This window comes from Aeromonas oralensis (genome assembly GCF_049665575.1).
Taxonomy (GTDB): domain Bacteria; phylum Pseudomonadota; class Gammaproteobacteria; order Enterobacterales; family Aeromonadaceae; genus Aeromonas; species Aeromonas hydrophila.
The window spans coordinates 38376-50000 of sequence record NZ_CP187186.1 but is presented as its reverse complement, the minus strand read 5'-3'; the positions used below and the strand labels follow the sequence as shown (position 1 = coordinate 50000).

General features: G+C 63.4%; 11 protein-coding genes (1 of these 11 cut by a window edge). 4 read left to right on the top strand and 7 right to left on the bottom strand.

The annotated features are described in order from the left end of the window. Positions 1 to 2106: the 5' portion of a DNA polymerase I gene (gene polA, locus ACPDZI_RS00255; protein WP_438833822.1), read on the bottom strand. The gene continues 648 nt to the left of window position 1, outside the view; only the first 2106 of its 2754 coding nucleotides appear in the window; its start codon is at positions 2104 to 2106; its stop codon lies off the left edge, out of view. Between the two features lie 400 nt (positions 2107 to 2506). Between polA and elbB the strand changes: the two genes are divergently transcribed. Next, entirely contained in the window at positions 2507 to 3157 is a 651-nt protein-coding gene (gene elbB, locus ACPDZI_RS00250) for an isoprenoid biosynthesis glyoxalase ElbB (RefSeq protein WP_374897677.1), read from the top strand. 72 nt (positions 3158 to 3229) lie between these two features. On the opposite strand, the gene ACPDZI_RS00245 is transcribed toward elbB, so the two are convergent. From ACPDZI_RS00245 to fieF, 4 genes are all read right to left on the bottom strand, one after another. Continuing rightward, positions 3230 to 3439, bottom strand: coding sequence for a cell division protein ZapB (locus tag ACPDZI_RS00245; protein WP_016349028.1), 210 nt, complete (start codon positions 3437 to 3439; stop codon positions 3230 to 3232). Between the two features lie 246 nt (positions 3440 to 3685). After that, positions 3686 to 4966, bottom strand: a complete 1281-nt coding sequence (locus ACPDZI_RS00240; protein ID WP_187267984.1) for a hypothetical protein — start codon at positions 4964 to 4966, stop codon at positions 3686 to 3688. A 21-nt stretch (positions 4967 to 4987) separates the two neighbouring features. Continuing rightward, entirely contained in the window at positions 4988 to 5767 is a 780-nt protein-coding gene (cysE, locus tag ACPDZI_RS00235) for a serine O-acetyltransferase (protein WP_011704210.1), read from the bottom strand. Positions 5768 to 5775: 8 nt separating this feature from the next. Next, on the bottom strand, positions 5776 to 6687 hold the full coding sequence (gene fieF / locus ACPDZI_RS00230) for a cation efflux pump FieF (RefSeq protein WP_016349026.1): 912 nt from the start codon (positions 6685 to 6687) through the stop codon (positions 5776 to 5778). 86 nt (positions 6688 to 6773) lie between these two features. Between fieF and ACPDZI_RS00225 the strand changes: the two genes are divergently transcribed. From ACPDZI_RS00225 to trmL, 3 genes are all read left to right on the top strand, one after another. Continuing rightward, positions 6774 to 7469, top strand: a complete 696-nt coding sequence (locus tag ACPDZI_RS00225) for a response regulator (protein ID WP_045790907.1) — start codon at positions 6774 to 6776, stop codon at positions 7467 to 7469. After that, positions 7466 to 8821 (top strand): ATP-binding protein, encoded by a 1356-nt coding sequence (locus ACPDZI_RS00220; protein WP_270828565.1) that lies wholly within the window; start codon positions 7466 to 7468, stop codon positions 8819 to 8821. Before ACPDZI_RS00225 ends, ACPDZI_RS00220 begins: the two co-directional genes overlap by 4 nt. Positions 8822 to 8889: 68 nt before the next feature. Next, positions 8890 to 9360, top strand: coding sequence for a tRNA (uridine(34)/cytosine(34)/5-carboxymethylaminomethyluridine(34)-2'-O)-methyltransferase TrmL (gene trmL, locus ACPDZI_RS00215; protein WP_041216376.1), 471 nt, complete (start codon positions 8890 to 8892; stop codon positions 9358 to 9360). A 28-nt stretch (positions 9361 to 9388) separates the two neighbouring features. Here the strand turns inward: trmL and dinF are convergent, their stop codons facing one another. Both dinF and ACPDZI_RS00205 read right to left on the bottom strand, forming a co-directional pair. Further along, positions 9389 to 10774: an MATE family efflux transporter DinF gene (gene dinF / locus ACPDZI_RS00210; protein WP_408800596.1), complete on the bottom strand. Its 1386-nt coding sequence runs from the start codon at positions 10772 to 10774 to the stop codon at positions 9389 to 9391. Positions 10775 to 10796: 22 nt separating this feature from the next. Beyond that, positions 10797 to 11423, bottom strand: coding sequence for an SCO family protein (locus ACPDZI_RS00205; protein WP_024946134.1), 627 nt, complete (start codon positions 11421 to 11423; stop codon positions 10797 to 10799). Between the last annotated feature and the right edge of the window lie 202 nt (positions 11424 to 11625).

The following is an 11625-nucleotide window of genomic DNA, read 5'->3' as shown; positions in this document are numbered from 1 at the left end:
CATGATGCGCAGCTCGATCTGGGAGTAGTCCGCCGCCACCAGCTTGTAACCGGCGCACGGGATGAAGGCCTGCCGGATGCGGCGCCCCTGTTCGTTGCGTACTGGGATGTTCTGCAGGTTGGGATCGGTGGACGAGAGCCGACCGGTCGCCGCCACCGCCTGATGATAGGAGGTGTGCACCCGCCCGGTCTGCGGCTTGATCATCAGCGGCAGCTTGTCGGTGTAGGTGGACTTGAGCTTGGCCAGCCCACGATGCTCCATCAGCAGTTGCGGCAGCTCATAGGTCTCCGCCAGCTCGGCCAGTACCTCTTCCGCAGTGGATGGCGCTCCCTTGGGAGTCTTTTTGATGATCGGCAGCCCCAGCTTGGTGAAGAGGATCTCCCCCAGCTGCTTGGGCGAGGAGAGGTTGAACTCCTGCCCGGCCAGCTCGTGAGCCTGTTTCTCCAACTCTGCCAGACGCACTTCGATCTCCTGATTCTGCTGATGCAGCAGCTTGGGCTCGATGGTAGTACCGAGCCGCTCCATCCGCGCCAGCACCGGCAGCAAGGGCAGTTCGATCTCGCTGAACACCTTGGCGAGACCCGGCTCGGCAGAGAGCTTGCCCCACAGCGTCTGATGCAGACGCAGGGTGATGTCGGCATCTTCCGCCGCATAAGGAGCCGCCTGCTCCAGTTCAATCTGGTTGAAGGTAAGCTGCTTGACACCCTTGCCGGCGATCTCTTCGAACGAGATGGTTTCGGCATTCAGATATCTGCGGGCCAGCGAATCCATGTCGTGGCGGCTGGCGGTGGAGTTGAGTACATAGGACTCGAGCATGGTGTCATAGGCGATGCCCTGCAGCTCGATACCGTGATTGAGCAGCACGTTGCGATCGTACTTGAGGTTCTGCCCCACCTTGAGACGGGTCGGATCTTCCAGCAGCGGTTTGAGCTTGCCGAGCACCACGGACTCGGTCAGCTGTACCGGCGCCCCCAGATAGTCGTGGCCGAAGGGCACGTAGGCCGCCTTGCCCGGCTCGATGGCAAAGGAGACGCCAACGACGCGCGCCTCCATATAGTCAAGACTGGTGGTCTCGGTATCGAAGGCAAATAGCGGCGCCGCCTGCAAACGGGCCAGCCACTCGTCGAATTCGGCCTCGTCCAGGATGCAGCGATAGTCGGTCTCGATTGCGGCGACCGGGGCGGCGCCTTCATCATCCCCCTCGGCGCCACTCTCCTCCGCGCCGCCGGACTCCAACTCTTTGATCAGGTTGCGCAGCTCGTACTCACGATAGACCGCCAGCAGAGCCTCCTTGTCGATGGGGCCGAGCTGCAGTTCTTCCAGACTCTGTTCCAGCGCGACATCGGTCTTGATGGTGGCCAGCACGTAGGAGAGGCGCACCTGCTCTTCCTGCTCGCGGAACTTGTCGGCGAACGCCTTGGAGCCACGGAAACCGAGCGCAGCCACCTTGTCGAGGTTGGCGGCGATCTCGTCGATACTGCCAATCCCCTGCAGCAGGGCCAGTGCGGTCTTCTCGCCAACGCCGGTCATGCCGGGGATGTTGTCCACCTTGTCCCCCATCAGGGCCAGGTAGTCGATGATGAGCTCGGGCGGTACGCCGAACTTCTCGATCACCCCTTCCCGATCGGTCTTCACGTCTTTCATGGTGTCGATCAGGGTGACATGGTCGGAGACCAGCTGCGCCATGTCCTTGTCGCCGGTGCTGATCAGCACCGGCAGCTGCTTCTCGGTCGCCTGACGGGCCAGAGTACCGATCACGTCGTCGGCCTCCACTCCCTCCACCATCAGGAAGGGGAAACCCATCGCCTTGATCATCTGGTGGATGGGGGCAACCTGGCTGCGCAGATCGTCCGGCATGCTGGCCCGGTTGGCCTTGTATTCGGGATAGATGTCGTCGCGGAAGGTCTTGCCCTTGGCATCGAACACCACGGCCACGTGGCAGTCGGGGTACTGCTTGCGCAGACTACGCATCATGTTGGCCATGACACGGACGGCGCCGCTCGGCAAACCGGTCGAGGTGCGCAGATCGGCCTGCTGGGAGGCAAAGAAGGCGCGGTAAAGATATGAAGAGCCGTCGACCAGAATAAGGGGATTGCTAGGGGCCATGAAATCGTCCTGCCAGAGATAAACAGCCGCTAGGATGCCACAGGGCACCCCTCACACCAAGAGGGGCCAAGACCCTGTCGGCGGATCCTTACAGGCCATCAATCTGTGGATAACTCTGTGCTCAAAAATGGGGGGCAGTATCAACCACAGTGATAAAACTGTGCACAAAAATATAAAAACCAATAAATAACAATTGGTTGTGTATGTAAAAACCGATCGCGAGACGACTTGAATGATCTCGATCAATGTGGAAAAAAATTTAAGGGAGTAAGTACGGCAGGATCCAAAACGAAACAATCCTAGCACAGCAAGATGACTTGACCAGCTGAGGACGAACGATAACCATACAAAAGTACAACAATCCATTCTGGCTCACATTTTCAACAACGAGGAGTCTGTCATGAAAAAAGTGGCCGTGATCTTGAGTGGCTGTGGCGTCTTTGACGGGGCCGAAATCCACGAGGCCGTCATCAGTCTGCTGGCGCTGGCCAGGCAGGGCGCAGCAGTCCAGTGCTTCGCTCCCAATGTTCCACAGCTCCATGTGATCAACCACCTGACCGGGGACGTGAGTGAAGGCGAGCGCCGCAACGTGCTGGTTGAAGCAGCCCGCCTCTGCCGCGGCCAGATAAGGGACGTGGCCGAACTGGATGCGGCCGACTACGATGCCCTGCTGGTGCCGGGTGGCTTTGGCGCCGCCAAGAACCTGTGCGACTTCGCCATCAAGGGGGCCGAGTGCCAAATCCAGCCGGATGTATTGAAGGCGTGCCAGAGCTTCGCCAGGGCCGGCAAGCCGGCCGCCTACATCTGCATCGCACCGGCCATGATCCCGCTCATCTATGGCGCCGGCACCCTGGCCACCATAGGCCATGACGAGGGCACCGCCAACGCCATCGAGGCGATGGGAGGCAGCCATCTCAACTGCCCGGTCAACGAGTTCGTGGTGGATCAGGAGCGCAAGGTGATCTCCACTCCCGCCTACATGCTGGCCAACAACATAGTGGAAGCGGCGGACGGCATCGAGAAGACCGTCAAACAGCTGCTGGCACTCTGATTGCCAGACTGACCCAAACAAACGGGCCGCTCATGGAGCGGCCCGTTTTCAATTCTCGCGGATGGCGACGACTCAGATGCTTTCGCCCATCTGGTCCATCTTGCCCAGCAGGGCACGCAGACGCTCTTGCCAGGCGACGTGCTCGTTGCGCAGCTGATGGTTCTCGTCTTGCAGCTTGTTGTTCTGCTCTTTCAGCTCGTCCAGCTCCATCTTCAGCAGGGAGATGTTGTCGACGGCGGATTGTACTTTGGATTCGAGTTGCTCAAGGACTTCTAGTGACATATGCATACCTGTATGTTCAATTGCGATGCCCCACAGAGGGCGATTCAAGCGCGTGAAGCCAGCATACCCCGAGCCTATCGGCACAAACAAGCCGGTGCGCTGTAAAATGCGCCTTCCATGGATGTATTGCCTAAATATGCGTCTATTTTTCTCGCATCCTGCGCCCGGGCCACGGCCGGCCCCGCACAAATCGCCACCCCGCCCCTGCGCAACCGCCCTGCACGCCCTTGCCGCAAGCCCGCATCATCAGGCGTGCAGGGCGATATAGGCCCCCAGCAGCAGACAGGCAACCCCGTACATCAGCAAGCCGTAGAGCAGGTTGCCGCGCAAAATCGCCCCGGCACTCAGGTTGTAGCGGGAGGCCAGCGCCAGGTTGGAGCCGGAGAGCGGACTGGTACCGGTAGCCAGCCCCCAACCCAGCAGGAAGCACATACCGAGCAGGCTGGGGTCCGGCGAAAGCGGCCACAACAGCGGCGCCAATCCTGAGATGCTGATGAGCGGGTGCACCCCGACGATGGCCACCAGCAGGATCAGCAACAAAGTGAGCGAAGACTCCAGCCAGCCGAAATGATGAAAGAAGGGCAAGCCGTGGCCGCCACCCAGCTCGAGCACCGACAGCGCACTGTTGATGCCAGCGGCCAGCAGGCCCGCCCCCAGAAACAGCACCAGTTGGCCACCGATGGCGGGGAAGCGTTCCACCACCTGCCGCTTGAGGGCCGGGCCTCGCCCCGCGCTCGGCATGAAGGCAAAGGCCAGCAGCGGTGCCACCAGGGCGATCACCGCCAGGATGCCGAGATCCGGCCAGATCTGCTTGATCAGCAGCACCAGCAGGGCCAGTGCCACCGGCAATCCCAGAGTCTGCAGCCGCAGTGGATAGCCGGCAAAGTCCGCCACCCCCAGCCGTTCCACCTGCCAGGCGGTCAGCCCCATCGACAGCAGGGTCGCCACCAACCCGAACGGCAGGATGCGCGACAGCTGCAGGCCGGGCGCATACGTGAGCGCCACCGCCATGGCCACGAAGAAGGGGGACCAAAAGGCCGCCGCGCAGAAGATCCGGCTCAGCACCAGCACCTGACGCCGCTCCAGCGTGCCGCCCCGTTCCAGCCGATCGCCGATGATGAACAGCACCGAGAGGTTGATGACGGCCCCCAGCAGGTTGAGGCTGGCCATGGTGCTCCACAGCCCCTTGCGTCCTTGCCATGAGGTGGTGCCGGTCAAGAGGCCCGAGGTGGCGAGATTGAGGGTGCTCACCGCCGCAAACATGGTGAGCATGTTGATGTTGGGCAGCAGCCAGTCACCGGCGGTGAGGCTTGCCCCCCGCCAGCAGGAGAAGATCAGCAGTGCCAGCGCCGCCCCGTACAGGGCCAGCGCCTGGCGCCGCGCCGCGCCCACCAGCCAGGGCCAGGTGAGCAGCGAGGCCCCCCAGGCCGCGATGGCCGCCGGCCAGGGGGAGAATCCCAGATAGAGGTGCAGCAGATTGAGCAGCCACATCCCCAGGATCAGATAACCCGACCAGCGCTTGGCCATCGATGCACCTCGGTCAGGGGATCAGAGACACTGATCCATGTCCAGCGAAGGCTTGTCGCACTCCGGACGACCCACGATCTTGGCGGGTACGCCCGCCACCGTGGTGTGTGGTGGCACCGGGTTGATCACCACGCTGCCGGCGCCGATCTTGGCTCCCATGCCCACCTCGATGTTGCCGAGCACCTTGGCGCCCGCCCCTATCATCACCCCTTCCCGGATCTTGGGGTGGCGATCGCCGCTCTCCTTGCCGGTACCGCCCAGGGTAACGCTCTGCAGGATGGAGACATCGTCCTCGATCACCGCCGTCTCGCCGACCACTATGCCGGTGGCGTGGTCAAACATGATGCCCTTGCCGATGCGGGCGGCCGGGTGCACGTCCACTCCGAACACTACCGAGATCTGGTTCTGCAGGTAGAGCGCCAGCGAGCGACGCCCCTGGCGCCACAGCCAGTTGGCGACCCGGTAGCCCTGCAGGGCATGGAAGCCTTTGAGGTAGAGCAGCGGGGTGGAGAAGAGATCGACCGCCGGGTCGCGCTCCTGCACCGCACAGATGTCGGCCGCCACGACTGCCAGCAGCTCGGGCTCGCTGCGCAGGGCCAGCTCGATCACCTCGCGCAGGGCGATGGCGGGCATGGTGGCGCTGTCGAGCTTGTTGGCCAGCTGGAAGCTGAGGGCCGAACGCAGGTTCTTGTGATTGAGAATGGTGGAGTGGAAGAAGCTGGCCAGCATGGGCTCTTCGGTCGCCATGCTCGCCGCTTCTTGCTGAATTTTTTGCCAGGTTCTGGCAACCAGATCATCCATGTTGCAGCCTACTGTTGTTCTGAGGGAGTGCCTTGCTGTTCCTTGTGCACCACGGAGATGGGGTCCATATGAATGATGACATCCATGCGCTCGAACGCCTGACGAACCGCCAGTTCGGCTTCATCGGCAATCTGATGGGCCTTGACCAGAGGGAGCTGATCGTCCAGTTCCAGATGCAACTGCACGAAACGGGTCGGACCGGATTGGCGGGTGCGCAGATCATGCACCCCGTGTACACCTTCGACGTCACAGCAGAGGGCCATTATTCTCGCTTGTTCCTCGGCTGGCAACTGACGATCGAGCAGCGCCTGCACCGATTCATAGCCGATGTGCAGCGCTCCCCACAGCAGGAACAGCCCGATCAGGATGGCAAACAGGCCGTCGGCCCAGTACCAGCCCTGCCCCGCCAGCACCAGTGCAAGCAGCACGCCGCCGTTGAGCAGCAGGTCGGAGCGGTAGTGCAGCATGTCGGCCTTGATGGCCACGCTGTTGGTCTTACGGATCACCAGGCTCTGGAAGCTGACCAGCAGCAGGGTCAGCACGATGGAGCCACCGCTGACCCACAGACCCGCCTCGAGCCGCTCCAGCGGCGCCTGCTTGAGCAGGGAGGAGATGCCGTGCATCACCAGCAGCAGGGCGGAACCGGAGATAAAGGCCGCCTGGATCAGCCCGGCCAGCGACTCCGCCTTGCCGTGGCCGAAGCGGTGTTCGTCGTCGGCCGGTGACAGGGCATAGCGGATCGCCAGCAGGTTGATGATGGAGGCGCTCACGTCCATGAAGGAGTCGGTGAGGGAGGCCAGCAGGCTCGAGGAGTCGGTCATCAGCCAGGCGATCAGCTTGCCGGTGATCAGCAGGGTGGCGGTCGTGACGGCGGCCATGCTGGCCAGCGTCACCCAGCGGGAATATTGTTGATGGCTCAAAACCGGCTTTCCTCTTGCGGTTAAAAATTTATTATACCCTGACCCCGACGCCGGATTGGCGCGAAAAATCAGCGGAATGACTTCAGATGCACAAAATACTCCTGGTCGACGACGATCTCGAGCTGACCCAGTTGCTCACCGAAATTCTGACCCTGGAAGGCTTCCAGGTGACCGTCGCCGAGGATGGCGAAGAGGGCTTGCAACGGCTGGCCGAACAGCACTTCAACCTGGTGCTGCTGGACGTGATGATGCCCAAGCTCAACGGCTTCGCCATGCTGGCCCGGCTGCGCAAGACCCACGACACCCCGGTGCTGATGCTGACCGCCCGTGGCGACAGCCAGGACCGGGTCAACGGGCTCGAGGCCGGGGCTGACGACTACCTCGCCAAGCCGTTCGACGATCGGGAGCTGCTGGCCCGGGTGCGCGCCATCCTGCGCCGTACCCAGAGCACCCCGCCCCAGCGCGGCGGCAGCTCGGAAGAGGTGCGCTTCATGGATCTGGTGCTGCAACCCGGCCTGCAGCAGGCCAGCTGCCACGGCGAACTGCTGGAGCTGACCGCCACCGAATTCGGCCTGCTGGAGTGCCTGCTGCGCAACCCGGGCCAGATCGTCAGCAAGAGCCAGCTCTCCGAGCTGGTGCTCGGCAAGAAGCTCGAGCCCTTCGATCGCGCCATCGACATGCACCTGAGCAACCTGCGCAAGAAGCTGCCTGAACGTACCGATGGCCAGCCCCGCTTCAAGACGGTGCGCGGCAGGGGCTATCTGTGGCTGGAACAGGCATGAGAACCGCCCGCACCTTCAACGGTCTCTCCACCCAGATCTTCCTCTGGTTCTGGTTCATGCTGTTGCTGGTGGTGGCCGCCGTGGTGATCCTGCCAACCCTGGATCCCCGCAACATCATTCCGCTGCCGGCCCACGAGATCACCCGCCTCAACAACAACCTGAAGGCACTGCAAAAGGGGGCCGACCCCAATCAGGATTTCGATCTGGCCCAGGCCATCGATGCCGCCGGCCTGCTGCCGGTCGACAACATCTATCTGCGCGATGCCAAGGGGCAGATGCAGTCCAGCACCCGCCTGAGCAAGTTCGTCATCCGTTTCATGCTCGACTCGGACAACCCGGCCAAGCCCATGCTGGGCAGCGAGCACAAGCGGGCCATCGCCGGCCCCTTCCAGATGACGCATCACGGCCAGATCTATCACATCTACTTCGGCCTCAACGTCGAGAACTCCTATCTGTTCCTGTTCATCCAGATCCTGGATCACCCGATCCAGATCCTCGGCATCGCCATGCTGGTCAGCACCCCGCTCTGCCTGTTGCTGGCCTGGCGGCTGACCCGTCCCATCCTGCAGTTGCAGCAGTCGGTCTCCCAGCTGGCGGAGGGCAATCTGGAGGCGCAGATCCCCAACCTGGGGCGGCGGGACGAGATCGGCCAGCTGGCGGATCACGTCAGCCACATGGTCGATACCCTCAAGAACATGATCCAGAAGCAGAAACAGCTGCTCTCCGACATCTCCCACGAGCTGCGCAGCCCGCTCACCCGCATCCAGCTGGCGCAGGCGCTGATCCGCCGCAAACAGGGGGACAGCAACGAGCTGGTGCGGATCGAATCGGAGATCGGCCGGCTCGACAAGCTGATCGGTGACCTGCTCGACCTGTCGCGGGTACAGCAGCATGTGGAAGCGCCGGTGGTGATGCCGTTGGCCGAGCTGCTGGAGCCCATCCTGGACGATGCCATGTTCGAGGCCAACCAGAGCGGCAAGCAGCTCAGGCTGCCACCGCTGCCGGCTGAATCGCTGCGGATGTGGCCCGATCTGCTGGCCCGGGCGCTGGAGAATCCACTGCGCAACGCGCTCAAATACGCCCGCGAGTTCATCAAGGTGGACTGGTATCGGGAGGGATTAGAGTGGGTCATGACCATCCGCGACGACGGTCCCGGCGTGCCGGTGGCGCAGCAGGCCCAGCTGTTCCTGCCCTTCTTTCGGGTGGACGATGCCCGCAACGCCAAGACCGGCGGCACCGGGCTGGGGCTGGCCATCGCCGCGGAGGCCATTGCGCGCCACGGCGGCACCATCCGTGCCAGCAGCAACCAACCGGCCGGGCTGACCATCACCATCCGTCTGCCCATCAGCTGAGCAGACTCTTTTCATCCGCACGGGCGCTGGGTATGCTGGCGCCCTTTTCGCCCCATCAGGACGCCGTCATGCTCGACATCGTGCTCTACCAACCGGAAATTCCGCCCAACACCGGCAACATCATCCGCCTCTGCGCCAACACCGGCTATCGACTGCACCTGATAGAGCCGCTGGGGTTTGAGTGGGATGACAAGCGGGTGAAGCGGGCAGGGCTCGACTACCACGAGTTTGCCGAGGTGAAGCGCTGGCCAAGCTTCGAGGCCTTTCTGGAAGCGGTGGCACCGACGCGGGTATTCGCCTGCACCACCAAGGGGCGCACCGCCCATTCGGCGGTGCAGTTTGCCGCAGGCGATGCCCTGCTGTTCGGGCCCGAGAGCCGCGGCCTGCCCATCGAGATCATCGAGAGCTTGCCGTTCGAGCAGCGGCTGCGCATCCCCATGCTGCCCCAGAGCCGCAGCATGAACCTCGCCAATGCGGTGGCGGTGTTTGTCTACGAAAGCTGGCGCCAGCTGGGCTACGCCGGCTCGCTGCAGGAGTGAACCCGACAGCTCCAGGCAGGCGCTGAGGTCAGGAGGAGGCCTGCTGCGCCGCTCCCACCCCGTGGGCTGAGTGCAGCAGCCGGCCATCTCGCTCCAGCTGCCAGCAGAGCCAGCCCAGCGTCAGCCCCCGCCCCGCCATCAGGGCCGCCATCGCGGCCCACAAGGCCGCCACACCCCAGCCCTGACAGAGCCACCAGACCGGGAAGAAGCCGCACAGTGCCGCCACCAGCATGCTGTTACGCATCTCTCGGGCTCGGGTCGCCCCGATGAAGACCCCGTCCAGCAGGAAGCACCAGACCGCCAGCAGCGGCATGGCGATGAGCCAGGGTAGCTGAGCATTGGCGGCGGCGATCACCGCCGGCAGATCGGTGATGTGCGCGATCAGCCGGCTGCCGCCCACCGCGAACAGCAGGCTGAACGTCAGGGCGATCAGCAGCGCCCAGCCGAGATTGAGGACGATGGCCTCCCGCAGCCCCTGCCGATCCCGCCGCCCGATGGCGCGGCCCACCATGGCCTCCACCGCGTAGGCGAAGCCATCCAGTCCGTAGGAGATCAGCATCAGGAAGTTGAGCAGCACCGCATTGGCCGCCACCGCCACATCCCCCAGCCTGGCCCCCTGCAGGGTCATGAAGGCGAAACAGAGTTGCAGGCAGAGGGAGCGGATGAAGATATCCCGGTTCAGGGCCAGCAGTCGCAGCAGCGCGGGCCACTGCCGCCAGCGCTGCCAGGCCCCTTGCCACGCCGACGCGGCCAGCCGGCGCAGGTGACGGCTCACCAGCCAGAGCCCCAACCCGAACGCGCTGTAGTCCGCCAGCAGCGAGGCAGCGGCGACCCCTTTCACCTGCCAGCCCAGCCCCAGCACGAACCAGGCATCGAGCCCCATGTTGACCAGATTGGTGAAGATCAGCAGCAGCATGGGGCTGCGCGCATCCTGCATGCCCAGCAGCCAACCCATGATCACCAGGTTGCAGAGCGCCGCCGGGGCGCTCCAGACCCGCACCGAAACATACTCGGCGGCATAGTGCTGCACCTCGGCGGAGCCACCGCTGAGGGCGATGAGAGTGGGGATCAGCGGCAGCAACAGCAGCAGCAACGTCACCCCCAGCCCGACGGCGAGCCCCAGCGCACGGGCCAGAGTATCGAGCTGGCCAGCCGGGCTGCTGGCGCCGTGAGCCTGGGCGGTCAGCCCCGTGGTGGACATCCGCAAAAAGCCGAGCAGCCAGAACAGCAGGTTGATGAGGGTGGCGCCGACCGACACGCCGCCGAGGAACCAAGCCTGGCCGAGATGACCGATCACCCAGGTATCCACCAGCCCCAGCAGCGGAGTGGTGACATTGGAAAACACCATGGGCAGGGCCAGGGCAAACACGGCGCGGTGGCGCCGCCCGTCCCGCCACCAGACGGGGGTCAGCATGTCGGAGGGAGTCCGTTGCTCATCATGCGTCGTCCAGCCGCACTATCTTGGCAAAATCCGACACCATGCTCGCCATGACGACCCTGGGTACACTGCCCTCGCTCAGACGGGGGCGAAACACGGCCTCCAGCTTGCCGGCCGGATTGATCAGCACGATGGAGGCGGAGTGGTCGATCAGGTAGTCCTTCTCACCCTGGTCGGCGATGGAGTAGATGAGTCCCAGATTGCGCACGAACGGGAACAGCTTGTCGTGAGGGCCGGTCGCCGCCTTGAACTCCGGGTTGAAGAAGGCGGTATAGGTCTTGAGACGGGCCACGTCGTCCCGCTGCGGATCCGCCGAGATGAACACCACCTGGCTGCTCGGGGCGATCTTTTTCAGCTCGGGATAGACGGAACGCAGATCCGCCAGGGTGGTCGGACAGATGTCTGGGCAGAAGGTGTAGCCGACGAACAGAAAGGTCCAGTGGCCGGTCAGGCTGGCGGGGACGAAGGGTTGGCCATCCTGATCGGTGAAGGCGAACGGATTGATGTCCCGCCCCGCCGGGTAGTAGTCGGCATGCTCGGGCAGGGAGGGCTGGTTCCAGTAAAATCCGGCCATCATGCCCCCAACCAGCAGCAGAAACAGCAAGGGGTAACGCGGTTTAACCATAAGAGAGCAGACCCTTTCACTTCGACATACCCGCCAACCGGGCCCGAATGGAAGAGCCATTGTAACCCAGCCGGCGCCAGACCGGTCACCCCCTTGTAGCGGATGCCCGTTCGCTGGCCAACTTCCGTCAGAAGATGACGCAAGGGCCGGTGATGCCGGCCCGAACCCGCCCAAAACAGCAGCCCCACCATAAGGTGGGGCT

Coding starts and splice junctions, on each gene's coding strand:
- elbB (WP_374897677.1), top strand. CDS start 2,507: ATGAAAAAAGTGGCCGTGATCTTGAGTGGCTGTGGCGTCTTTGACGGG.
- ACPDZI_RS00245 (WP_016349028.1), bottom strand. CDS start 3,439: ATGTCACTAGAAGTCCTTGAGCAACTCGAATCCAAAGTACAATCCGCC.
- ACPDZI_RS00240 (WP_187267984.1), bottom strand. CDS start 4,966: ATGGCCAAGCGCTGGTCGGGTTATCTGATCCTGGGGATGTGGCTGCTC.
- cysE (WP_011704210.1), bottom strand. CDS start 5,767: ATGGATGATCTGGTTGCCAGAACCTGGCAAAAAATTCAGCAAGAAGCG.
- ACPDZI_RS00225 (WP_045790907.1), top strand. CDS start 6,774: ATGCACAAAATACTCCTGGTCGACGACGATCTCGAGCTGACCCAGTTG.
- ACPDZI_RS00220 (WP_270828565.1), top strand. CDS start 7,466: ATGAGAACCGCCCGCACCTTCAACGGTCTCTCCACCCAGATCTTCCTC.
- trmL (WP_041216376.1), top strand. CDS start 8,890: ATGCTCGACATCGTGCTCTACCAACCGGAAATTCCGCCCAACACCGGC.
- dinF (WP_408800596.1), bottom strand. CDS start 10,774: ATGCTGACCCCCGTCTGGTGGCGGGACGGGCGGCGCCACCGCGCCGTG.
- ACPDZI_RS00205 (WP_024946134.1), bottom strand. CDS start 11,423: ATGGTTAAACCGCGTTACCCCTTGCTGTTTCTGCTGCTGGTTGGGGGC.